The 24,542-nt window shown below is 67.7% G+C and carries 15 protein-coding genes and 1 pseudogene; 7 read left to right on the top strand and 9 right to left on the bottom strand.

Annotation, left to right across the window (positions count from 1 at the left end; genetic code table 11):
• Positions 1-33 precede the first annotated feature (33 nt).
• Positions 34-837, top strand: coding sequence for a TylF/MycF/NovP-related O-methyltransferase (locus GXW71_RS22640; RefSeq protein WP_211854959.1), 804 nt, complete (start codon positions 34-36; stop codon positions 835-837).
• On the opposite strand, the gene GXW71_RS22635 is transcribed toward GXW71_RS22640, so the two are convergent.
• From GXW71_RS22635 to GXW71_RS22615, 5 genes are all read right to left on the bottom strand, one after another.
• A complete protein-coding gene (locus tag GXW71_RS22635) occupies positions 831-1,733 on the bottom strand; it encodes a WcbI family polysaccharide biosynthesis putative acetyltransferase (protein WP_211854958.1) in 903 nt (300 codons plus the stop codon). The genes GXW71_RS22640 and GXW71_RS22635 overlap by 7 nt on opposite strands.
• Positions 1,734-1,858: 125 nt before the next feature.
• Entirely contained in the window at positions 1,859-2,752 is an 894-nt protein-coding gene (locus GXW71_RS22630) for a class I SAM-dependent methyltransferase (RefSeq protein WP_211854957.1), read from the bottom strand.
• A 925-nt stretch (positions 2,753-3,677) separates the two neighbouring features.
• A complete protein-coding gene (locus tag GXW71_RS22625; protein WP_211854956.1) occupies positions 3,678-5,033 on the bottom strand; it encodes an MmgE/PrpD family protein in 1,356 nt (451 codons plus the stop codon).
• Between the two features lie 23 nt (positions 5,034-5,056).
• Complete coding sequence (locus GXW71_RS22620) at positions 5,057-6,040, bottom strand: Bug family tripartite tricarboxylate transporter substrate binding protein (RefSeq protein WP_211854955.1); 984 nt, start codon at positions 6,038-6,040, stop codon at positions 5,057-5,059.
• A gap of 13 nt (positions 6,041-6,053) precedes the next feature.
• Positions 6,054-7,070: a M14 family metallopeptidase gene (locus tag GXW71_RS22615; RefSeq protein WP_211854954.1), complete on the bottom strand. Its 1,017-nt coding sequence runs from the start codon at positions 7,068-7,070 to the stop codon at positions 6,054-6,056.
• A gap of 129 nt (positions 7,071-7,199) precedes the next feature.
• Between GXW71_RS22615 and GXW71_RS22610 the strand changes: the two genes are divergently transcribed.
• Positions 7,200-8,093: a LysR substrate-binding domain-containing protein gene (locus GXW71_RS22610; protein WP_211854953.1), complete on the top strand. Its 894-nt coding sequence runs from the start codon at positions 7,200-7,202 to the stop codon at positions 8,091-8,093.
• 120 nt (positions 8,094-8,213) lie between these two features.
• Here GXW71_RS22610 and GXW71_RS34930 read toward each other — a convergent pair.
• Both GXW71_RS34930 and GXW71_RS22605 read right to left on the bottom strand, forming a co-directional pair.
• Positions 8,214-8,432, bottom strand: a pseudogene (locus GXW71_RS34930) (DNA-binding protein); the annotation flags it as partial.
• Between the two features lie 370 nt (positions 8,433-8,802).
• A complete protein-coding gene (locus tag GXW71_RS22605; protein ID WP_246526793.1) occupies positions 8,803-9,873 on the bottom strand; it encodes a nucleotidyltransferase family protein in 1,071 nt (356 codons plus the stop codon).
• A 557-nt stretch (positions 9,874-10,430) separates the two neighbouring features.
• Between GXW71_RS22605 and GXW71_RS22600 the strand changes: the two genes are divergently transcribed.
• Entirely contained in the window at positions 10,431-10,658 is a 228-nt protein-coding gene (locus GXW71_RS22600; RefSeq protein ID WP_211854952.1) for a hypothetical protein, read from the top strand.
• Between the two features lie 2,510 nt (positions 10,659-13,168).
• Here GXW71_RS22600 and GXW71_RS22595 read toward each other — a convergent pair.
• Together GXW71_RS22595 and GXW71_RS22590 are read right to left on the bottom strand one after the other, a co-directional pair.
• Positions 13,169-14,533: a lysine N(6)-hydroxylase/L-ornithine N(5)-oxygenase family protein gene (locus tag GXW71_RS22595; RefSeq protein WP_211854951.1), complete on the bottom strand. Its 1,365-nt coding sequence runs from the start codon at positions 14,531-14,533 to the stop codon at positions 13,169-13,171.
• A 15-nt stretch (positions 14,534-14,548) separates the two neighbouring features.
• Positions 14,549-15,643 carry a GNAT family N-acetyltransferase gene (locus GXW71_RS22590; RefSeq protein WP_246526792.1) on the bottom strand — a complete coding sequence of 365 codons (1,095 nt, stop codon included), beginning with the start codon at positions 15,641-15,643 and terminating at the stop codon, positions 14,549-14,551.
• A gap of 420 nt (positions 15,644-16,063) precedes the next feature.
• Here GXW71_RS22590 and GXW71_RS22585 point away from each other — a divergent pair, with 420 nt between their 5' ends.
• The 4 genes from GXW71_RS22585 to GXW71_RS22570 all read left to right on the top strand — a co-directional run.
• Entirely contained in the window at positions 16,064-16,297 is a 234-nt protein-coding gene (locus GXW71_RS22585) for an MbtH family protein (RefSeq protein ID WP_211854950.1), read from the top strand.
• A gap of 4 nt (positions 16,298-16,301) precedes the next feature.
• Positions 16,302-17,042, top strand: coding sequence for a thioesterase II family protein (locus GXW71_RS22580; RefSeq protein ID WP_211854949.1), 741 nt, complete (start codon positions 16,302-16,304; stop codon positions 17,040-17,042).
• Positions 17,043-17,110: 68 nt separating this feature from the next.
• Positions 17,111-18,088, top strand: coding sequence for a TauD/TfdA family dioxygenase (locus GXW71_RS22575; protein ID WP_211854948.1), 978 nt, complete (start codon positions 17,111-17,113; stop codon positions 18,086-18,088).
• Between the two features lie 85 nt (positions 18,089-18,173).
• On the top strand, positions 18,174-24,542 hold a 6,369-nt coding region (locus GXW71_RS22570), incomplete at its 3' end, for a non-ribosomal peptide synthetase (protein WP_211854947.1).

Here is a 24,542-nt window from a genome sequence, read left to right as displayed (position 1 = left end):
GCCATGGCTCGGAACGGAGAAGGGGAGCTTGCGGTGAACAAGAACAAGTCGGTCAGCCGCGGCATGGACGACGTGGGGGGACCGGCGGCCGCTCTGTATCTCGATCTCCTGAAAAAGACGCTTACGGATACCTTGCATGCTGGCGAGCCGGATGCGGCCGTCGGTGGGCCTCGCTTCATCTTGGATTTCCGCAGGCATTACATCCAGGGCCGGGCCGCTTCGATGCTTCCCCTGATCCGTCTCGACAATCTGCAGGCCTGTGTCGAGGACGTGTTGGCGCGCGCCGTTCCGGGCGACCTGATCGAGACCGGCGTATGGCGCGGCGGCGCCACCATCCTGATGCGCGCGATCTTGAAATCTTATGGCGTCGTCGACCGTCACGTCTGGGTAGCAGATTCGTTCGAAGGCTTGCCTGAGCCGGACCCTGTGCGCTTTCCGAAGGAAGCAAAAGCGCATCACAGTCCGGTCATGCAAGAGGCATTCGGCCACCTCGCGGCGGGCATCGACGAGGTGCGGGCAAATTTCCAGCGCTACGGTCTTCTCGACGAGCAGGTGCGATTTCTCCCAGGATGGTTCGAGGATACGCTGCCGGCGGCGCCGATCGAGCGGCTTTCCATTTTGCGGTTGGACGGGGATTACCATGATTCAACCATGGTTGCGCTTCAGCATCTGTATGATCGCGTGTCGCCCGGCGGCTATATCATCATTGACGATTACGGCGAGGACGATTGGACGTATTGCCGTGAGGCCGTCGACACGTTCCGACGCGAGCGCGGGATCACGGATGCCATGATGCCCGTCGACACGAAGTGCTGGTATTGGAGGCGAAGTCATTGAACGGCCGACCAGCCGGTATCGTAGCTAATGTAGTGGGCGATGTACTCGTGGAAGGTCCAGTGCTGCCCGTACCACCGGTAGCGCTTATCAGGCGACCAGAACGTGAGGTCGAGCGCCGCGGCCACCATCGGATGAATCGGCAGTTGAAGCTCGCCGATCCCCTCGAACTGACTGGCTATCCTCCCGATACCGCGTTCGGCCTCCTGTGCGTTGCCCCCGATCACCGGTTGCGCCGCGGCCCATAGACGCTGTGTCAGCTCCGCCAGTGGTGCGGTGGCGGTGTGCCCCCAGGTCCAGAACGTATGTTCGCGCCTGAAGCGGTCGAGTACATAGTCAGCGAGAGCGATGTCGCAGCAGCGGTCGTAGTGGCGCATCCTGTCGACATCGCGCTGCAGCCGCACCATGAGGTCCGGCATCTTGCGGGCGGAGAGGCTCAGATAGGCGTCGACGGCAGCGTCACCGTGAAGTCCCATCTCGGCGACTTTCAACCCTATCATGTCTCCATGTGGGTAGCGTCCCCAGAGGAGGTCGGCCTCTGGGCGAGATCGAGGGTCTGGGCACTCGAAGGGCCACAGCGACGCCAGCAGGAACGTCGGATGCGTGATCTTACGGCAGCCGGCCTTGAGGCGCGATCGCATGTGCTCCCGCACCGGGACAACGGCGCGGTCGTCGTGTTGTTCGATCAGCAGTGCGACGTTCTCGAAACACCAGTCGGGCAGCTCGGCGACGTCCTCACCTGGCGCGGCGTGGTTGGGCACATAGACGAACTGATAGTCGTCGTTGAGCCCCTCGATGCCGCTCAGCAGGCGGGCGAGATAGGGGCTTTGGCAATTGCCGTAGACCAGCACGCGCCGCGCATCGATGCCTTTGCTGCCGTAGGCCAATACACGCGACACGTCGGGATCCCTTTACCACGCGTGACAGAAGGTGCGATCAGCCGCCGCGACGTGAGTGGCAGATCGTGCGACCGCGGGGGGCCTCTGAGGATACGGGGGTGTGCTGTGCGGTGATGCCGCGCCGATCAGCCACCGCCGAGCACCCTGCGATAAAGGCCGGCGAACTTCGAGGCGAGCCGATACCGCTTCGAGTGAAGGATCAGGGCCAGTTGGCCGCGTAATTCGGCGTTATCGGCGTCCATGCGAGATGCCTTTTCGTTGGCGGCGGCGAGGTCCCGCTGCAGTCGGTCGATCTTCTGAAGCGGCATCTCGAGAAGGTCCGGGCGATCGCCATAGACGTCGATCAGGTCTGATAGCATTTCCTTGCCGAACTTTTCCGCAAAAAGGGGAAAGCGATCGCGCATGAAAGTGCCATACCTAGGCGCGAAGGCGGCATCCGAGAGTAAGAGTTTGTTTGGCACAAGCGCGAAGGCTTTCAGCCCTCCCCCATTGTACTTGTATCGGGCATAGCCGCTTAGGACACCGGTCCAGTGGTAGTTCAGGATGTCGTCAAGCGCCACGATGCCGCCTGGGCAAACGGACTGTTCTGCGAGGCGGAGGTCGTGGCACGTAACCGCTTCAGTATGGCCGCCATCGACCGAAAAGAAGCGTGGCATCCCATAGGTTGTAATGTCAGCCGGACCGAGGTCGAGCGAATTCGCTTTTTTTACGACAAGACTGTCCGGGGGAAGGAAATGGCCAAAGTTCCGCGTCAAAATGGAGCGGTCTCCGCAGCCTGATCCGTCGATATTTTGATCCTGGTCTTCGAACAGATCCACGGCAAGAGCCGATTCTTCTGCGGCTAGGGCACAAGCGAGGGCGATCAGGTACTTTCCATGATGGACACCGATCTCGCAGGCATTGCCGCGGATACCAAGTTCGGTCTGGTGAATCATCAAGAAATAGGAAATGAAGGCAGTGGTAGGAGTAAGCCAGCCTTCGACTGCGTCGATATTCTTCAGGTAGAAGTCAAAACGCACCCTTGTCTCCATCGACATTAGCGCTCCCGAGGCCGGTGCCGGCCGAACCGTCGTAGCCCGAGCGCGCCAATGGTCATGGTTGGGGAGATCGCTCTCGCCGTAAAGGGCCGCTGTCGGGCTTTGACGGTCAGAGCGGGCAATTGCGCCAGCAGCGACCAATCTGCTTCTGAATCCGCGGCATTCACGTGCGCCGAGGCAGCCGTCCTGTCGACAGATCCGTTCGCATCCGATCCGCGCCTCTGGCTGGGCACCTGAGCCGTTCAGGCTGGCGTCCTGGCGCTGCCGTCATAGGCCTGGATGGCGCGCTGGATGGTCCTAGCGGGCACGGTCGGCCTCGCCGAGGGCTGGAGCGCCCGCTCATCGAATTGGCAGCTCCGGGAGAGGGGACAAGGGCCGGCAGGGATGCACGAACCCGGCGGTGCAGCGCCGACGCGTGCCACTGCGGGCGCGCTCGGTGATGGCCACCGGGCTGTTCTCGCCTGACCTGCTGCCGCGGCCCGCCGCCGGCCTCGCACTGCGCAATGCCTTTCATCAAGGCGCGACCCTCGTTGGCGCCGCTGAGGGCTCCATCTGGACGGAGCGCTACGCCGCGGACGGCACGCTGCGAAACCGCCGCCCTGATGCGGGCGGTGATGGAGGCGCTCTCGATCGCTGCTCGATCTCGGCTTCGCCGGCGACATCGCCTTCCTCTTCGTCTGTGCCGCCGGCGCGCCGATCCGCGCGGTTGGTGGCGCTCAGGGGCGCGGCCACATGGCGAAAGGATGCCGTCGGTCGCGAACTCGCATCAATCAATCTCGCCTCTTGCGGCCGTGTTCTCCTGATCCGTCTCAGGCGCGACCGTCATCACTGTCAGGCAAACTGCTACCCATCGGTGCAGATCGTGCGGAGATCAGATTGCTGCGGTGAGCGGCCCGGCCCGCTCCGATTAGCGCGTTAAAGCCGGAAAGCCTGCAGTCGCAGCCGCTTCGGGCAGCCCAAGAATAGCGGCGCGCAGCCGATCGACGGCGTTCGCGCTCAAGAGTCCCGCGCAATTGGCCTGGAACTTCTCATCAATCTCCTGGTCGCTGAGTGGCGCGCCGGGATCACCCTTCGGCAACAGGACCGTCTCGCTGAAGGCTTGGCCGTCATCAAGCGTGATGGTGACCCGGGCCGGGAACTTCGCCGGGTAGAGCGCGTCGAGCGCCGGATCGGCGATCACCTCGGTGCGCGACAGCACCTGACGGACCAGCGGATCGTGGATGCGCGCTGGCGCGAATTGCGCCTGGGTGAGCACCCGGTCCACCGCCGCGACCGCAATGCAATAGGGCACCGAGACCCGCGCCGCCATGACCGAGCCCACCTCTTTGGATGAGAAGTGGGTGCTCACCGTCGTGTAGGTTTCATTGGTGACGCGCGCGATCCGCGCCGGATCGATCGCGTGACGCTGCACGATGGCAAGCGTCGCCTGGATTGGCGAATGGCTGGCGAGAATCGAGGGGAAGAACTTGAAGCCGTTCTGCAGGATCTCCCATTCGGCACCGAGGCCGGCAGTGAGGGCCTCCAGCTTGGGCTCCAGGGAGAAGGCGTTGAGATAGCCCTTCGGGTGTTCCAGAATTGTCGGCGGGCTGGTGGCGCCGAGGCGGGCCAGCTGCGCCGAAAGCACCCCGTTCAGCGCGGCCTTGCCGGGATGGATGCTCTTGGTCATGTCGCCGGATTCGAAGAAGGTGTTGAGGCCGGCGGCCTGAGTGCCGGCGAGGCCGAGCGCCATGCGGGTCGCCGCGGCATCGAGGCGAAGCGCCTTGGCCGCCGCCGCGGCAGCGCCCAAGGTGCCGTTGGTCGCGGTCGAATGCCAGAAGCGGTAATGCGTCGGCATCACGGCCATGCCGACGCGCACCGCAACCTCATAGCCCGCGACCAGGGCGACGATCAGGTCGCGGCCGGAGAGGCGCTCGGTCTCGGCGAGGGCCAGCGCCGTCGGCACGACGACGGATCCGACATGGAGGAGGGCGCGCTTGTGGGTGTCGTCGTTGTCGGCGGCGTTGATGAGGATGCCGTTGGCCAGCGCCGCGAAGGCCGGCTGCGCCACAACGTCTGGAGCGCCGATGACGCCAGCGCCAGGCGAAGCAGGGTAGAGGGTCGCAATGTCGCGGGCGATGCGGGCCTTCTCGGGATCCTCGGTCCAGGCCGAGACCGCGCAGCCGACGGCATCCAGGATGAGCCGACAAGCCTGGCTGACGACCGCTTCGGGCAAATCCTCATACCGGAGCGTGGCGACGAAATCGGCCAGTGCCTTGGTGGTCATATGGTTCCCTTGCTTGCCATGCGTCAGTTGATCGCGGCGCCGGAGAGGCGCACCAGCCGGGCCCATTTCGGGATCTCCGCGGCCAGGAAGGCCGCCAGCGCCTCCGGCGTGCCGCCGATCGGCTCGGCGCCGCCCTCGCGCAGCAGCCGGTCCACCGTCGGCGTCCGGAGCGCGTGCCGCAGCGCTTCGCCCAGCCGCGTGGCGATCGGGGCAGGCAGGCCGGCCGGGCCGAACAGCGCCTGCCAGGAGACGAGGTCGAAGCCCGGCGCGCCGGATTCAGCGAAGCTCGGCACCGCGGGCAGCAGCGCCGAGCGCGCGGCGGAGCTGACGGCCAGCGCGCGGGCGCGCCCATCCAGCGCGAACTGCGCGGCGGTGATAATGTTGTCGATGACGACCGGCACCTGGCCCGCGGCGAGCGCGGTCAGCGCCTCGCCGCCGCTGCGGTAGGGCACATGTTCCATGGCGATGCCGAAGGCGTCGCCGATCATGGCGCCGGTCAGGTGCGGGGAGGAGCCGACGCCGGAGGTGCCGAACTGCACGCCGACCTGCGTCTTCGCCCAGGCGACGAATTCCGCGACGCCGCGCGCCGGCACCGCATTGCCCAGCAGCACCAGGTTCGGCTGCTGCTGGATGAGGGAGATCGGCGTGAAGCTGGCCTCCGGGTCGTAGGGCAGGCGCGCGCCGAACAGCGCCTTGTTGATGGCGTGCGAGCCCGTCGCGCCCATGCCGATCGTGTAGCCGTCCGGCGCCGCGCGAGCGAGGATGGCGCTGCCGACATTGCCGCCGGCGCCGGCCCGGTTCTCGACCACCACCGGCTGGCCCAGGAATTCGGCCATGCCCGGCGCCAGTGCCCTGGCCAGCAGATCGGCGGAGCCGCCCGGCGCATAGGTGACGATGAAGCTGATCGGGCGCGCCGGCCATCGCTCCTGCGCGCGCGCCGCGGAGCCGGTGCCGAGCAGCGATGCCGCCGCCAGGCCGTGGAATGCGCGCCGCCGAAGCGTCATCATGCAGCCTCCGACATCAGGAAATCCGGACCTCGTCCCATTCGCGGGCGACATAGGCGAGGCGGTCGCCGGTGTGGACGACGGGATCCCGCCGCAACCCCAGGATGAAGACGTCCCGCGGCAGGCAGATGGGCGGCAGCGCCTCGCCATAGGCGTCGCAGAGGCGGAGCAGCGGCGTGCCTGCGGCGGCGACCGTGCCGATAGCCGCCGCCTGCCGGGCGAAGCCGCCGCGATCGGCGGTGACGTGGCCGCGCGCGGTCACCCGGCGCAGCGTCGCGGCCAGATCGACGGGCGCATTGGGCAGCAGGCCGAGATCGGCCGCGAGCGAGCGGAAGCCGCGCACCGCCTGGTCGATGAAGGCGGGTTCCGCGCGGCCGCCGCCGCCGAGCTCGATCATGAAGGCGGCGCGGCCGTGTTCGAGGAGCTGATAGTCGAGCGCGCCGGCGATGTTGCCCGGCAGCTCGCCCTGCCCGGGCATCACCGACATGCGGCAGGTCGCCATCGGATGGAAATGCGCGGTCAGGCGCAGCAGCGCCGCTTCCGCCACCACCGCCTTGGGATGCAGCTTGTAGACCGCATAGGGCGCGCTGTCGTAGCGCGTGCCGTGCGAATGCATGTTGACGGTGACGTCGGCATGCGCGGCGATCGGGCGAAACAGCGCCGCCGCCATGCGCTCGGTGGCGAAGCCGTCGGCGCGGCCCGGGAAGGCCTGGTCGAGATCCTCGTCGTCGAGCGTCGTCTTCTTGGTGCGCGCGTCGAGCGCCAGCGGATTGGCGGTGGTGGACAGCACCACGCTGCCGCGGAGTGCTGCCGGGTCCAAACCGTTGATGAAATCGAAAGCGGCCAGGATGCCGTTGATCTCGTCGCCATGGACCTGGCCGTTGATCCAGAGGCAGGGGCCGTCCTGCCGTCCGCGCAGGCCGACGATTGGGATGCCGAGCGGAAGGCCGGAGGCGGTCTGGCCGAAAGGGATGCGCGCCCGGAACCGGGTCCCGGGCGATGCCTCGGCAAATGCTGCGTCGAAGTCCTTCATCCCACCTCGCAAACGCCCTGGGCAGCCTAACCGCCCCTTCCTGGCCAGCGTGGCATGAGGTGGAACATCCGGCGTAACCGTCTTATGCGATGGGAGGCTTCGGGTTTGCCGAACGCCATGGAGGGGGTGATGCGGTTTGATCTGATGGATCTGCGGCTGCTGGTGGCGGCAGCCGAAGCGGGCGGGATCGCCGCCGCGGCCCGCCGCGCGAACCTCTCGACCTCTGCGCTCTCCGAGCGGTTCAAGGCGCTGGAGGACTATGTGGGCGTGGCGCTGTTCGCGCGCGGGGCGCGCGGCTCGACCCTGACCGCGGCGGGCGAGGATCTGCTGGCGCATTCGCGCGCGGTGCTGCTGCAGGCCGATCGTCTGGATGCGGCGGTCAGGGCCTGGCGCGGTCATGCGCGCGGCGAGATCCGGCTGCTCGCCAATTCGACGGCCATCGTCCGCCTGCTCCCCGATGCTCTGGCGCGGTTCCTGGCCGCTTACCCCGAAGTGTCTGTCGATCTCCGGGAAGCCCTGACCGCGGATATCCTGCGCGCCGTCCGGGACCGCAGCGCCGACCTCGGCGTGGTGATCGGCGGCACCGAGTTGGAGGGGCTCGAGGTATTGCCCTTCCAGCGGGAGCGGCTGGTGCTGATCCTCCCGCCCGGGCACCGCTTCGCGGCTCGGCGGCAGATCGCCTTCGCCGAGGCGCTGGGCGAGGCCTTCGTGGCGCTCGACGCCAACGCCGCGATCCAGACCTACATTGCGCGGCAGGCGGAGGCTCTCGGCGTTGCGCTCGCGCCGCGCATCCGCCTGCGCAACTTCGACGCCGTCGCGCGGATGGTGGCCGCGGGCGTCGGCGTGGCGGTGGTGTCGGCCAGCACCGTCACGCGGGCCCTGCGCGACAGCGGCGTGCGGGCGCTGGAGCTGACGGATGCCTGGGCGGTGCGCGACCTCGTCATCTGCCATCTGCCGGGGGAGCTGGCCTCGCCCCTGGCGCGCCGGCTGGCCGCGATGTTGCCTCCCGCCTCCACGGCGTGAACGGTCTTCACAGAGTGAAGCCGACTGCAATGGGACCTCTGCCCGGATTGCGTGAGGCACCTCGACTTCGCCACTTCTGCAGCATCGCCAGAGATGGAGCGGCGAGCCACATCCCATGATCGAGGGCACCTCGAACAGGCCGGTCTCGGCATCATCCTCGTCCAGCACTGGCCGGACGGTGAGGCTCTGCAGCAGGGTGCGTCGGGCGATGTCCTCGGCCAGCTCCTCGATGGCGACGCCGGCATTGATGCGCCGGAGATTCGCCTGGCTGAGCACGAGACGGTTGAAGGGGATGTCGCGCGAGGCGGAGAGCGCGATCATGGGGACGGACGTCGACATGGAGCTTCTCCATGACGGGCCGGCCGGGAGCCTCTCTCCCGACCCTCGACCCGTCACGAAGACCGCCTCGGCCCTCTCACTCTGATTCGACCGCAGGGGCGGCCGGAGTGAGACTTGGCACCTCCGCGCCGGCCGCCGGGCTTGCGTCTCCATAACGGGCCGGCCGCGAGCCTCTCTCTGTGCCTGCAAACCCGTCACGGAGCTCCGTTCCGTTCTCTCACTCTGCGCCGCCCTCTCTGGCGCGCGCACCATCGGGCTTTCTTGAGCTTCGGTGAGGTCAGCGTCCACGGGCACTGCCACGGCCTGGATGCGCCGGAAGGCCGCGGCTCCGCTCAGGGCTGATGTGAGCCCAGGTCGAAGCGGCAACAGGTCAAGGCTTCGGGCCCACGCTGCCGACAAGGCTCTCCAACTTTTCCCTGGCGGTGGCGTGGCCCGCCGCATCGAGCAGTTCGATCGCCTCGATAGCCTTCTCGCGCCATTTCGGGCCGCGCTCGTTCAATTCCTCCCAAAGGTCGCGGATCTCGTAAGGGCGCTGGTCGCACAACACTGTCAGGAGCTCGCCAGCCTGTCGGAGATCCTTTTGCGCTTTCGCCTGGCTGCCCGGCGTCTGGATCCGCATGCGACTCACGATGAGCTTGTGAAGGCAATAGCGCTCCGGCGAAGGCACATTGATGGCGACTCCGGCGCCGAAGAGCGCAACCGCCTGCACCTCCTCGTAGATGAGGAAGTCGAGGTACCGGAGAGGCTGCGCGTCGGTTTGCAGGGCGGGCAGCGCCACCGGGGACTCGTCATCGGGACCACGGTTGGGCGTCAGCAGGTCCACCCGGTACCTGTCTCCGAGCGCGTAGTGGCACGCTCGGCCGGGCGCGAACACCTCAGGGATGGGCTCGAAGTGCTTGTCCACGCGCCGGAGGATTTCGAGGAATGGCAGGTCGACTTGATCGTCCACCGCGATCGAGATCGCCTCGAACTGAGCGAGGTCGAGATCGTCGGTCCGGACGTTGGTGCTTCCCAGCTTCATCCCAAGAAGCCCCGAATAGGTCTGGTATGCAGTCGTCCCGACAACGACGGCCCTCATCCGGAAGACGCCTGCGTCGGACAAAGCCTCCAAGATGCGCCCGGTCCTCGCATCAGGCCCCTGCATGCCGGTCCTGATGAGCGCCGAGACCAAGGCGCGGCGCTGCTTGTAGCTGTCCTTCGCGACGCGGTGCTCGGCGATCCGATGCTGGAGCTCGGGACTGTCCAGTCCGACATAGCGGTCACGCCGCGCGGAGCCATTCACCATGGGGGGCCGGAAATACCAGTACTCCCGGCCGCTGATGGCGCGCTTCACGAAGATCCCAGCGGGGTCATCGAAATCGGCCGTCAACCGACCAAGGTGGGCCCGTTCCACCAGCTCGGCGTACATGGTCTGGATCGGCAGGGGCATCTGGGCAGGCATCGGTACCTCCTGGGGGAGATGGTACCATCCTTACACACAATTTGCACTTTGTGTGTAAATCCTTTATTATCAAGAGTGTACCACCTATAGGGGAGCCTTACACGCAATCCGCGAAATGTGTGTAAAGTTATTCCGAGACCGGACTCAGCGCTCCGACAGTCGCGGCCACTCGCGCCAGCCACCGCAGGCTAGGAGGCTGAGCATCATGCTGGTGCCCGCGATGGTCATCCTGGCGCTGATCATCGGCAGGATCAGCCGCTAGGCCAGCCCGGGCAAGCGCGGGGGCGAAGAGGTCCGGGCGCGTGGTGCACCAGAGCGCCTTGCCGCGGTGCTCTCGCCGCTATTCCGGTGGTGAAGAGCGCGGCCGCTGCGCCATCCACGGCCCGTTTTCTCGGGGTGAGCACTCGCCTGTTCCCGGCCGTACTATGGCGCCAGGCGCGGGCTGGCTCATCTATTCAGGATCTGCCGCTCACTGCCCGGATTGCTCCAGGAAAGATGAAGGAGCCTAGCGGGCCACGTCTGATATTTTTACGCGGCGTGCTCCGCGGGAGATTCAGATGGCTTTACGAGACTCGGAAGGCTCTTTGGCGGATGACTGGCGTTCGGACCACGGTGCTAAGCGCCTGGTCATAACCGTGGTCGACAAGCCATCCCCTGCGGCTGCGTACCAGATCCTCGAGGTCGATCCGGCTTCTGGCGAGCGTGTCCCGCTGGCAATCAGCTTTGCGAACTACGTGGACGCATTTGCCGTGAAACGGGCGCTGGATCGGGATTACCGCGCCTGAAGGGCAGCCGCCTCACCATGCGACACCGGCACACATTATGCCTGGAGCGCCTTCGGGCCTGATCACGTCCCATGGGTGGGAAAGGGTCGGCTGGGGAAACCTGGTCAGCTCACTTGTTATTGTACTGCAATCAACGGGCGCGACGAGCACGCTTACACCCGTGGATGTGCCAGGAGGGCGCCCGAAAACAATCACGGGTTGGAGGAGCGTTGTGATCGTGGACGTGTTGAGGCGCCTTCGGTCCGGCTATCGGTTGCTTGGCCGGTGCGACATTCCCGCTCTGTCTGGTGACTCCGTTGAGGTCATGGATGCCGGTGCACGCAAGCGATGGAGCCCCGCCAAGGGGCATAACCTCCCGACGGGCCATCGCTTCCGGGTCCTGCGGGTGCCGAATGGCGGACAGGTGGCGCTGATCCTACTGGACAACGCTAAGCCTGAGGTTCTGCCAGGCTGGGCGCCAGTCAAAGTGCAGCGGGCGCGCTAAATCTTCCCTCGCCAGCCAGACCACCCGGCCGATGAGGTGTATCCAGTCCTGGGCGCGCTCGTAGGCTCCGTGCCTCGGGCTGGTTGTCCGAGATCATCTTGGCCGGCACAGCGGGCTCGCGGCGGTGCAGCGGCTTGGTGGTCCCGCGCTGGACACCGGCGAGCTCCATCACGTCATCAGCGGTGATCGGCGGATTGCCCCGCCCAACCAGCACCGATGCCAAGGCCTGGGCGCATCGAGCGGGCGGCAAGGGCGGCCGGCCGCTGATGGGCACAGCGATTGTTTGAGTCCTGTGCGAAGCTCTATCCGCACCTCGCACACGTCAGCAACCCGCGCTTCTCCCGCGCTGGCGCAACCGCATACCCGCACCGGATGCAGTTCGCACGATCGTCCGCTGTGTCGAAGGGATCGGCGACGCGCCTGGACGCGCCGCGAGCCTGACGCTTGGCGGGAGCCGCGAACAGAGGCGCCGCGGCGAGCGGCTCGACGACTTCTGGTGGCGCTAGGATCCGGGCCGGCGCCGGCATCATGTGGCATATCGGCTTCGAGGGTGCTGCCTCGGCCAGAACCGCTGTCGGCACGACGGGCTTGGTTGCGAAGCCATGCTCCCACGATGCCGCGCGAACCTGTCTGTCGAATCGTGGCTCGCTGAGCGAGGCTGCGGACCGGCCCGATCGGACATGCACCACCTGGACCGTTCTGGTGCCCGTGGCGCCGGCCCGGCCCCGCACGGTCAGCTGCTCGCGTCGGTCCGGCAGCTCTGGGCCACGTTCGAACCGGGCGAAAACATGGTCCTTGTCGAGGGGGGCCTGGCCAGGGGGAAGCCGCTCTGAATCGCTCACCGGCTTCGCGTGCTCTGCGTCATCTTGGAGACGCCGGCCTGTTTGCCATTGCCGGCGCCGCTGGTGGACCGCGCGTCCTTCGGGTTGGTCTTGCCGCTGGCATTTTTGCCGCCGACGGGTGCGCGGCCTGCGGGCGGGAGAGGGGGCATTTTCGCCAAGAGAAAGCCTTTGTTTACTGTGGTTGTTGACAGACCAGGCGCGATGACGCTCGAGGGTGAAGCCGCGGCGGTTACCAGCGGCCCAATCGCTGGAGCGATCGCCGTGCTGAATATCGGCGGTATCGTCGCGCCTACAATGCCACCAATCGATTGCTTAAACCTTGAGGGTGAAATCGCCTAACCCTCAAGCTTCGGAGACAGAGAGGCGCGGCGAGAGCCAAACGCTCTTTCGTTTCGCGGGCAAACCATCAAAGTTCGCGCGCGAATAACGGCGACACCGGCGCTCTCGCGCGGCCTTCGAGAAGAGAGAATGTTCTGAGACAGGAATTCGAACTCTCGATCCCGACCTTGGCAAGGCAGTTCGCGCCGCAGCTCGAACGAGCGATTTGAGATAGCTGCAAATCCCGAAACCACCTCAAGCTGCGACCGCAATTTGAGATCAAATCCGGTCCCCCGCTCCCATACACACGAAGGCGTCGCCCCAGAGCGACAGCGTTTTTTTGCATTTGCGCCCCGGCAAGCCGCCAGAATAACCGTCACCCGTGGCAATGCCGCGAAGCGCCAGCAGCCCGGCGCCGATTTCCCGCCCGCGTGGACCACCCCGACACCAACCGACGCAGTCGGGCTCCTCGCGATCCAGCACGCGGTGCCAAGCATCAAGCGCACACGGCGTAGCTCCTTCGGTCGTTCGGCTCCTTCACTGCGACCGGAATTCAGCATGGAGACCAAACCGCGGGCTCACATGCCAGCCGGAATGCCTCGGAGTGTCGTGATCGGCGTTGCTGCTCCTGGCGTCATCAGGTCCGCTCTGCCCCGGTCGCGACGGTCTCCAGGGTGGCGGATTCACCACCTGCCTCGGCAGCATTTTTCGGCATCCTCATCTAGCGGACGCGGTCATCTGTCTTCGACGGCAGTCGGAGGCGGTCCTGCCGGAACGTCGTATGCCGGCCGCGGCATGGCGGCGGGACCGCCTGCAGGGCTTGCAATCTCCCCGTCGGCTGCGATCCGTGTCTCGCTGAAGGCTGCTCAAACACCCCGGTGGCGGATGTCATATGTCGCAAGGGACGTGCAGAGCGAAGGCAGCGAGGGCATGTCGGGAGGAGGGGGGGCAAGCCGGGCCAAAGCTGTCGCGATCTCCCACGCGCGGGTGGCCAGAACGGACAGCAAGGTGTCGCTCAACCCGTGCGAGCTTTCAGACGCACCCTGCACGAAGATGCGTGGGTGGAAGTCCGGCTGCATGCGCAGACGGTAGTCACGGAGAACGGCGAACTCCTTCACCTGGTCCTCTAGACCTGCGAGCATGGTGTGCCGGATATTGCGCTCATAGCCTGTTGCCAGGATGACGGCGTCGTAGCGTGTCGATTCCGACCCTCCTGTCGTCAGATTGCGGATATCGAGCACGATGCCCTGCGGGCTGGGTGCCGCGGCACAGACTTCGCGCCGGGGGCACAAGGCGAGATGGCGACGACCGGTGACCGTCTGCTGATACAAGATGGCGTAGAGCCGCTCGATCAGCGCCGTATCGACCACAGCGTAGTTGGTGCTGCGGAACTCCTGCAGGATGTCGCGGCGACGTTCCGCCGCCTGGGCAAAGACGAAGTCGGTGAAGTCGGGATTGAAGATCTCGTTGACGAACGGCGTGTCATCCGCGGGTTTCAAGGCCTGCCCACGGAAGAGCAGGTCGATTCTGGCCTCCGGGAAGCGCCCATGCAGGTCGAGGGTGATCTCCGCCGCGCTCTGCCCGCCACCGATCACCGCCAGGCGCAGTTCGGCCGATCGCCGCGCTTCGAACGGTGCGATGTTGTCCAGGTAGCGCGACGAGTGGGTGATGCGTGGGTCCTTCCGCAAAGAGGCGAAGACCGGCGGAATGGACGGCGAGCCACCCAATGCGATGACCGCGTCGCGGGCGTGCCGCGTGATCATGCGCCCCGCGGCGTCCTGCGACGCGATGCGGAGCAGGGCGGGCGATCCGTCGCCGCGATCCAGGTCGATGGCGACGACTTCCTCGCCGTAGAAGCAGGACGCGTCGAACTGCGTGGCTGCCCAGCCGAGATAGTCGTTGAACTCGATCCGGCTTGGAAAGAAACTGCGCTGGTTGATGAAGGCTTCCAGTCGACCCTTCTGATGCAGATAGTTGGTGAAGGTGAAGCGGCTGGTCGGGTCGCGCAGGGTGACGAGGTCCTTGAGGAAGGACACCTGCATGTCGCTGTCCGGCAGCAGCATGCCGCGATGCCAGCAGAAGCTCTCCTGCTTCTCGATGAAATGGGCTTTGGGCGCAGGCATCCCGCGCTGTGCGATGGCATCGAGCGCGATCGCCAGCGCGAGGTTGGACGGACCGAAGCCGATTCCGATGACATCGAAGACCGGCCGGTGGGCAGAGCCGCCGGGCATGGAATTCTCCTGGGGTCAGAGCACCGCGTCGGCGCGGGCTGAGAGGCCGCTCGAAGCGGCCTGCGGGCTCTCTGCCGGCAGCCAGAGTCGATCCTCGAAGAAGCGCTCCCGCAGCAGCATCACGAGTGTGGCGCGCTTGTGCGGGAAGGAGAAATTCTTGATCCGGGCGAAGCCCGATCGTTCGAGGTTGCGGAGCTGCTGATGATGGGCCGCCGCCGGCTCGCCGACGATCCGTTGGGTCCGGCAGTCGTCGAGAAACATGTAGTGCATCAAGGATGGCAGCCAGGCGCTGATGAAATCGCGCCCGCGGAAAGCATCCTCGCCCACCACGACATGCCACCCGCGATCGTAGTCGGCCGCGTCGTAGAAGGGGGCCAGGCGGTTCTCTTTCGCCCAGTACAGTTCGAAATAGCCGAAGGGCGCATCGTCGAAGCTGCCGACGAGCGGCAGCATGTGAGGGTCGGCGATCAGCGTCGACAGGTATTGCCGGTGATGCTCCAGCGACCCGGCTTCATTCCAGAAGGCATCGACGCGCGGGTCATTCATCCATCGGTGCAGCAGCGGCAGATGATCCTCGAGCGTCGCGGCGTGGAAGCGGATCGTCTGGGCCAGCCAGGGAATGAAGCGCGCATAGACCACGCCGGATGGCTTCGGCGGGCGCTGCGGATGACGCCTGTCGCCGGTCATGACGTAGCGCTGCGCGAAGGGTGACCGTGTCCGACCGATCCATGGGCCGGGCTGCTGCATGAACATCTCCGGCAGGATCAGCGGGAAATCATCCTGGAAGGTCACGACGCCGTCCTCACCGAGCCGCTGGAGCAGCTGTGGAGGCGTCGCGACATCAAGCAGCAGCCGCTGCATCGCCGGTTGCCGAGCAAGCACCGCCTCGATCGCCGCCATCGTCATGATGGCGGCGTCATCCAACCCATCCGGCAAGGCGAGCGGCGACAGGCGGCCGATCGTCGTGTCCAGCCGGAATGCCGCAGGCGGGGCATCGCGCCGCTGCACCTGCAGGTAGCCCGCGTCGACAGCAACGGTCAGCGAAAGGCCTGGCCCTGCGAGGAAGCGGTTGCCTTGGTCCTGGGGACGGACGTGCGCTTCTGCAGTCATTGCGACCTTCATTCCCGGGCCTTGGGGTGACGCCATCGACAGACAACGAGAGGGCGGCCAGACATTTCTGCGAATGACTCGCATTGTCAAGTCGAGGACGGAGTGCTCCCGTATCCGTGTTCAGAACAGAACACAGCCCTCGCGCTGCCATCGTTCTGCAATGGTGCATGCGACCGCCTATGGAAAAGAGCACCAGAGCGATCGCGACAGGTGCCCCGATGCTGTGCCTGCAGTCCCTTGGATTTGGCACGGTGGCCGCGAAGCTCTCGCTTCCGTGTGATTCCCTAATCGAAGATTGTGCCCATCACGACGCCGTGCTTAGACATGCAAGTGCGAGTCATTATCATGTGACTGCCGATCGACGCTCGACCGATCGAAGGGCCCGTGCGGGCCGTCGCGGGTGCGCAGTAAGGGACAGCCATGTCAGTTTTCGACAGCGATGACGTGACCTTCCAGGTCGTGGTGAATCACGAGGAGCAGTTCTCGATCTGGCCGGGCTTCAAGGAGATCCCTGCGGGGTGGACCGCGGTGGGTGTCGCCGGCACCAAGCAGGAGTGTCTGGCGCATATCGATCAGCGTTGGACCGATATGCGTCCGTTGAGCTTGCGTCTGCATATGGACCAGCAGGCCTCCCGATCGTCGACCGAGGCTTAGGGTCATGGCGCCGACGCGCCTCCCGCTTCTGTGCCTTCCCTATTCGGGCGCCAGCGCGACGGTCTACGCGCGCTGGCGGCGCAGCCTGCCGGATTGGGTGACGGTCAAGCCGATCGAATTGCCGGGCCGGGGTGAGCGCTCCGACGAGCCGCTCTGGACCGATCCGCACGGGCTTGCCGCCTTCCTGGCGGCGGAGATCGCGCCGACGCTGAGCGCGCCGTATGCGCTGTTCGGCCACAGCCTCGGCGCGCTGCTCGCCTTCGAGCTGGCGCATGCGCTGATGGAGCGGGGTGTGCCCGCACCACTGCTGCTTTTCGCCTCGGGTACGGAAGCGCCGGCCGTGCGCGACGATACCGCTTCACGCCAGCCACGCAGCGACGAGGCTCTGAAGGCCGAGTTGCGCGACTTGCAGGGTACGCCTGAAGAAGTGCTGGCCGATGCCGATCTCATGCGGCTGACCTTGCCAGTGTTGCGGGCGGATTTCCTCATGTGCGGCCACTACGCCTATCGACCGCGCCCGCCGCTGCCCTGCCGCCTGCACGTGCTGGGTGGTCGGCAGGACAGGGCCAGCCGTGTTGCGCTCGAGGCGTGGGGGCGTGAGGGGACGAGCTGCACGATCGACATTTTCGAAGGCGGCCATTTCTTCATCCACGACCAGCGCGCCTCGGTGCTGCAGGCCATCCAATCCAGCCTGGAGCGGGAGATGCAGCACGCGCCCGCCCTGGCCGGGCTGGTCCCGACCTGATCGGCGGGACGGCCTCCTGACATCACTGTCCGGCCGCGACGCGGCCGCCGAATGCGAGGGACTTCGCGATGCACACGGTGAAGCCGGATGCCTTTGTCCTGCGTCCCCTGGCCGAGGCGCAACCGCTGCCGATGCTGGTCGAGGTGCCGCCTGGCCTGCCAACGGAGCAGGCGCTGCCGCTGGCGCGCGAGATCGCCGACCGCGACCTGTCCCGCTATGGCGGGTTGATATTCCGCGGCCTGGCGCTCGACGGCGCTGATGGCTTCCGGGGCTTTGCGGCCGGCTTCGGCCATCCGCTGCTGACCTATGAATTCGGCTCGACGCCGCGCAGCAAGGTGACGCAGGGCGTCTACACCTCCACGGAGTACCCACCGCACCAGCACATCCCGCTGCACAACGAGCAGGCCTACACCCGCGACTGGCCGATGAAGATCTGGTTCTACTGCATGCAGCCGGCGCCGGAGGGAGGCGAGACCCCGATCGCCGACAGCCGCGCCATCTACCGCCAGATGCCCCCCGCCATCCGCGAGCGCTTCGCCGAGCGCGGCCTGATGTATGTGCGCAATTTCGGCAATGGGCTCGACCTACCCTGGCAACAGGTCTTTGGCACCGAGGACCATGCCGAGGTCGAGGCCTATTGCCGCCGCCACGCCATTGCATGCGAATGGAAGGAGGATGGCGAGCTGCGGACACGGCAGATCTGCCAGGGCGTCGCTCGTCATCCGGCGACGCAGGACATGGTCTGGTTCAACCAGGCGCATCTCTTCCATGTCTCGAACCTCGAACCGGAAACGCGCGAGGCGCTGCTGGAGATCGTCGATGAGGAAGATCTGCCGCGCAATGTTCTCTATGGCGACGGCACGCCGATCGGCGATGGCGTGCTGTCCGAAGTGCGCGCCGTGCTGGACGCGCATCTGATCAGCTTTCCGTGGCAGGCGGGCGACGTGATGATGCTCGACAACATGCTGACGGCGCATGCGCGCGCCCCGTTCAAGGGGCCGCGCAAGGTCATCGTGGCCATGGCGGAAGCGCACGGCCAGCACTGAACCGCAGCGCGGCTTGCCGCAGGCACAGGTCATCGGCTCCATGTCTGATCATTCTCTGGCAGGTCGGCTTGCCGGCCACGCGGCCATGCGGCCGACATCCCTGGCGATCCGCTTCCTCGATGGCGATGCGGCGCCGGTCGACATCGCCTATGCGGCGCTGGATGCACGCAGCCGCGCTCTGGCGGCCCGACTGCATGGGCTGGTGCCGCGAGGCGGTCGCGCCATGCTGCTGCTCCCGAGCGGCATCGACTATGCTGTGGCCTTCTACGCCTGCCTTTACGCCGGCGTGATCGCCGTACCGGCCTACCCGCCGGGCAGCAGCCGGGTCAGCCAGGACCAGCGGCTGCGTGGCATGATGCTGGATGCGCGACCGGCGGTGATCCTCACGACGCGTCTGCTTTTCCCGGCGATCGAAGCCTGGGGCGCCGCCGGGGATGCACCGCTGCTGGCGGTGGAGGATGTGGCTCCCGTCGCGCCTTCCGGCTGGCGTCCCGTCATGGCTGATCCGGCGGCGATCGCCTTCCTGCAATACACCTCCGGCTCGACGGCCCGGCCCAAAGGTGTCTGCGTCACGCATGCCAATCTGCTGGCCAACGAGGCTGCGATGGCGGCGGCCTTTGGCGCGACGCCGGAGGATGTCAGCGTTAGCTGGCTGCCCTTCTATCATGACATGGGACTGATCGGCGGCCTGCTGCTGCCGCTCTATGTCGGCTTCTCCGTGACCCTGATGTCGCCCCAGCGATTCCTGGAGCGGCCGCGCCGTTGGCTGGAGGCGATCAGCCATGCGGGTGCCACTATCAGCGGTGGCCCGGATTTCGCATTCCGCCTGGCCGCCGAGCGGGTTCCGGACGCAGCGCTCGGCAATCTCGATCTGCACCGCTGGCGCGTGGCCTTCTCGGGCTCCGAACCGGTGCGTGCCGCGACGCTGGACCGGTTCGCGCAGCGCTTCGCGCCGACGGGATTCGATGCTCGCGCATTGAACCCCTGCTACGGCCTGGCCGAGGCGACGCTCTTCGTCACCGGCGGCAGGGCGATGACCGGGGCGCGCATCATCAGTCTCGATCCCGCCGCTCTCGGGCGGGGAGAGGCATTGCCGACGGAAGACGGCCTGCGCTCGGTGGGATGCGGCGAAGTCCGGACAGACCATGCGCTCCGGATCGTCATCGACGACGTGCCGGTTGCCGATGGCGTCATCGGCGACATCCAGGTTGCCGGCCCAAGCCTGGCACAGGGCTATTGGCACAACGAAGCCGCGAGCCAGGCCGCCTTCTTCGAGGAAGCGGGCCGGCGCTGGCTGCGCACTGGCGATTTGGGTTTCCTGAGCGACGGCGCATTGCATGTCACCGGCCGCCGGAAGGACATCCTGATCATCCGCGGGCAGAACATCTACCCACAGGATGTCGAGCAGGTGATCGAGGAGGCGTTCGAACCGGCGCGGCGCGGCCGCATCGCCGTCTTCCCCGTGGAAGCCCAGGGGCGCGAGGCCATCGGCGTTGCCGTTGAAATCGGCCCGCTGGCACGACGCAAGACCGGCCCGGCAGCGCTGGCCGAGGCGATCGGCCGCATCGTTCTGCGGCATTGCGACGAATTCCCCGCCTTGGTGGCGTTGCTGCCGCCGCACGCCATGCCGATGACCACCAGCGGCAAGCTGCAGCGCTCTGCCTGCGCCGCCGGCCTGGCGGATGGCACGCTCGACGCCTTCGCGGTGCTGGAGAGCGGGAAGTTGCGCGAGCCGCCTGCCACCATGCCGGGGACCGCGGTGCTGGATGTCGTGGCGGCGATGTGGTGCCAGGCGTTGGAGCGTGACCAGGTGGCGCCCGAGGATGATTTCTTCATGCTCGGCGGCAGCTCGATCGGCGTGGCCGAGGTGGCGGCGGCCATCCAGGACCGGTTCGGCATCGCGATCGATGCGCGGCTGCTCTTCGAGCTGCCGCGACTCGGCGATTTCGCCGCGAAGCTGGCATCACTGCTGGCCGCCGCCGGCCCGCCTGCCAGCGCGCCGGCAGCGGTTCCGCCGGGCACGGCGCTGCCGCTCTCGCATGCGCAGGAGCGGCTCTGGTTCCTCTGGCAGATGGAGCCGGCGGGCACCGCCTACAACGTCGCCGCCGCCATCCGCCTCACGGGCGATCTCGACCCAGCCCGCCTGCAGGGCGCGCTGGTGCAGGTCATGCAACGGCATGCGGTGCTGCGCACCACCTTCCACGCCGGCGAGGATCGCCCGCGGCAGCAGGTGCGGGACGATGCCGCGCTGATCTTGCGGCGACGGGAGCTGCCATTCGCGGTGGAGGATCGCGCCCCGGCGCTCGCCGCGCAGATCGAGGCGGAGCTGGCGGTGCCGTTCGATCTGTCCGCCGGGCCGCTGCTGCGGGCGGAGCTGCTGCGCTTCGCCGCGGACGACCATGCGCTGCTGCTGGCCGCGCATCACATCGTGGTCGACGGCCTGTCGATGGAGGTGCTGCTGGACGATCTGGCGGCGTTCTATCGCGCGCCGGAGGCGGAGAACCCGCCGCTGCCGATCCAGTTCGGCGACCACGCGGCCTGGCAGCGCGACTGGCTGCGCGCGGGCGAACAGGACCGCCAGCTCGCCTATTGGCGCGCGACGCTGGGCGATGAGCATCCGGTGCTGACGCTGCCGCTGGACCGGGCGCGCCCCGCGACACAGAGCCATCGTAGCGCGGTGCTGCGCCACAGGCTTGACCCGGTGCTGACCGCTGCGCTGGGCCGGGTGGCGGCGCAGCACCAGGCGACGCTGCCGATGCTGCTGCTCAGCGCCTATCAGCTGCTCCTGCATCGCTATTCCGGGCAGGCGGAGGTGCGGATCGGCATCCCCGTGGCGAATCGCCAGCACGCCGCGGCCGCGCGACTGATCGGCTGCTTCGTCAACACGCTTGTCTTCCCGGGCCGGCTGGATGGTGCCGCGCGCTTCACCGGTCTGCTCGCCCGCAGCCGCCGGCTGATGCTCGATGCCCTGGCACATCAGGACCTGCCTTTCGACGCGCTGGTCGATGCCCTGCAGGTGCCTCGCAGCCTGGCGCATAACCCGCTGTTCCAGGCGAAGTTCAACTACATGGCGGCACCCGCCGCGATCGATCTGGCGGCCGGGCTGCGCGCGGAGATGCAGCAGCCCGGCCAGGGCGGCGCGCATTTCGATCTCGCGCTGGATGTCACGCAGGATGAGGCCGGCCTCGACCTGGCCTTCCAGTACGCGGTGGACATCCTCGGCCCCAGGACGGTCGGGCGCATGGCGGCGGATCTCGCCGCCCTTCTGCACGCGGTGGCGGCGGAGGCCGATCTGCCGCTGCAGGCGCTGCCCTGGCCGGACACGGCGCCAGTACCGGTGGAGGCGCAGGCCTTCCCGCAGGCGACGCTGCTGCCGCTGCTGGCGGCGGCTGCGGCCGGCCGCGCGCCGCTGCCGGCGGTGGATGACGGGCAGGTGCGGCTGAGCCATGGCGCGCTCTGGGCGCGTTCCGACGCGATCGCGGGCTGGCTGGCGGCGCGTGGCATCGCTGCCGAGGCGCGCATCGGCATTTGCGCCGATCGCAACGCCGGCTTCGTGACGGCGCTGCTCGGTGTGCTGAAGGCGGGCGCGGCCTATGTGCCGCTGGATGCGTCCTGGCCGGCGGCGCGGCTGGCGCAGGTCGCGGCGGCTGCCGGGCTTGCGCAGGTGCTGGCCGATGGCGCCGGGCTGGCTGCGTTGCAGGCGGCGGGCATCCCCGCGACGGCGCTCGCGGATCCCGCGCTGCTGGCCGGGCAGCCGGAGGCGCCGCCGGCGGTCGACCCGCATCCGGGGCAGACGGCCTATGTGATCTACACCTCGGGTTCGACCGGCCAGCCGAAGGGTGTCGCGGTCTCGCATGGCGCGCTGGCCAACTACGTGCAGGCGATGCTGGACCGCCTGCAGCCGTCGGCGGGGGCGATGGCGATGGTCTCCACCCCGGCGGCGGATCTCGGCCATACGGTGCTGTTCGGCGCCCTGGCCTCGGGTGCGACGCTGCATCTGCTCGATGCCGCCACCACCGGCGATGCGGAGGCCTTCGCACGGCGGATGCGCGAGGGCGCGGTGGATGTGCTGAAGATCGTGCCGAGCCATCTGCGCGGGCTGCTGCAGGCGCATGAAGGCGCGGATGTGCTGCCGCGCGGGCTGCTGATCCTGGGCGGCGAGGCCTGCGATCCGGCGTTGGTGGCGGAGGTGCGGCGGCGGCGTCCGGAGTGCCGGATCGTCAACCACTATGGGCCGACCGAGACGACGGTGGGCGTGCTGACGCACGAGGTTCTGACGGCGCCGGAGGGGGTGATCCCGGTGGGGCGGCCATTGGCCAATCTGCGGGCGCATGTGCTGGATGCGGGCTTGAACCCGGTGCCGCCAGGTGTGGCGGGGGAACTCTACCTCGGCGGGCCGCAGCTGGCGCGTGGCTATCTGGGCCAGCCCGGTCTGACGGCGGAGCGCTTCGTGCCGGACGCCTATGGGGAGCCGGGCGAGCGGCTGTACCGCACGGGGGATCGGGTGGTCCGCGGTGCCGACGGGCTGATCCGCTTCCTCGGCCGGGTGGACGAGCAGGTGAAGATCCGCGGCTACCGGGTGGAGCCGGGCGAGGTCGCGCGGGTGATCCGCCAGCAGCCGGGCGTGCAAGATGCTGTGGTGCTGGCGCAGGACGGTGCCTCGGGCCAGCAGCTCGTCGGCTATGTGGCGGGCCAGGTGGATGGTGCGGCGCTGCAGGTGGCGTTGGCGGCGGCGCTGCCGGACTACATGGTGCCGGCGCGGCTCGTCGTGCTGGAGCGGCTGCCGCTGACCGCGAACGGCAAGGTGGACCGGCGCGCCTTGCCTGCGCCCGCCACCGGGCCGGACCGGGCCTTCGCCGCCCCGCCGGGGCCGGTGGAGGAGGCGCTGGCGGCGGTCTGGCAGCAGGTGCTGCGGCTGGATCGCGTCGGGCGCGACGACAATTTCTTCGAGTTGGGCGGGGATTCGATCCTGAGCCTGCAGGTGATTGCGCGGCTGCGCAAACGCGGGATCCGGCTGACGCCGAAGCAGATCTTCGAGAAGCAGACGATCCGGCAGCTGGCACCGGTGGCCACCGCGGTGCGCGGCGCGGCGGCGGCGCCGGTCGCGGCCGGGCCGCTGCCCTTGCTGCCGATCCAGCAACGCTTCTTCGCCGAGGTCGCGGAGGATCGGCACCACTGGAACCAGGCGATGCTGCTGCGGCCGCGGGCCCGGCTCGAATGGGCCGCGGTGGAGGCGGCGCTGCTGGCGCTGGTGGCGCATCACGAGGCGCTGCAACTGCGCTTCCGGCAGGACGGTGGCAGCTGGGTGGCGGAGCCTGGGCCGGTGCCGGAGGGAGCGGCGCTGCTCTGGCGGCGCGCGATCACCGACGGCGCGGCGATGACGGCGGTGGCCGAGGCGGCGCAGCGCAGCCTGGACCTGTCCGCGGGGCCGCTGCTGCGGGCGGTGGGCTTCGATCTGGCCGATGGCAGTCAGCGGCTGCTGCTGGTGATCCATCACCTGGTCGTGGACGGCGTGTCGTGGCGGGTGCTGCTGGAAGATCTGCAGACCACCATCGACGGCGCAGCCCTCCCGGCACGGACGGAGAGCCATGCCGCCTGGTCGTCGCGGCTGCGTGCCCTGGCCGGGCAATGCGACAGCGAGCTTGCCTGGTGGCAGGCGCAGCGGGTGGCGGAGGGGTTGCCTAGCGACCGCGTCCCGGAAGGCCCCGATCGTCTGGCCGATGCCGAAGAGGTGGTGCTGGAGCTCGATCCAGCGCTGACCGCCGCGCTGCTGCGGGAGGCACCGGCGGCGTACCGGACGCAGGTGAACGACCTGCTGCTGGCGGCGCTGGCGCGGTCGGTGAGTGCCTGGAGCGGGCAGGACGCGGTGCTGATGGAGCTGGAGGGACATGGCCGCGAGGATCTGTTCGCGGCTGTGGACCTCTCCCGCAGTGTCGGCTGGTTCACCACAACCTTCCCGCTGCGGCTCCCGGTCGCGTCGGACACGGGCGCCCTGATCCGGCAGGTGAAGGAGCAGCTGCGCAGCGTGCCGCGGCGCGGCCTGGGCTATGGCGTGCTGCGCGAGCTCGGCAGCGCTGAGGATCGGGCGACGCTCGCAGCACTGCCGGCGCCGCGGCTGCGCTTCAACTATCTCGGCCAGTTCGACGGCAGCTTCGGCCACGGCGGGCGCTTCGCCCTTGCGGACGAGGATATCGGCGCATCCCGCAGCCCCATGGCACCGCTCGGGCCCTGGCTTACGGTGGATGGGATGGTGCGCGAGGGCCGGCTGCGGCTGGGGTGGAGCTACAGCCGCAGGCGGCATGACCGGGCGACGGTGGAGCGGCTGGCGGCGGGGTTCGGGGCGGCGCTGCAGGAGATCGTGGCGCATTGCGGGACTGCGCCGCGGGGTCTGACGCCGTCGGATGTGCCGCTGTCGGGTCTGGATCAGGCGCAGCTGGACGGGCTGGGTCTGGAC

It is taken from the genome of Plastoroseomonas hellenica (assembly GCF_018129085.1).
In the GTDB taxonomy this organism is placed as follows: domain Bacteria; phylum Pseudomonadota; class Alphaproteobacteria; order Acetobacterales; family Acetobacteraceae; genus Plastoroseomonas; species Plastoroseomonas hellenica.
The sequence above is the reverse complement of the archived record's forward strand: the minus strand, read 5'-3'. Positions and strand labels throughout refer to the sequence as shown.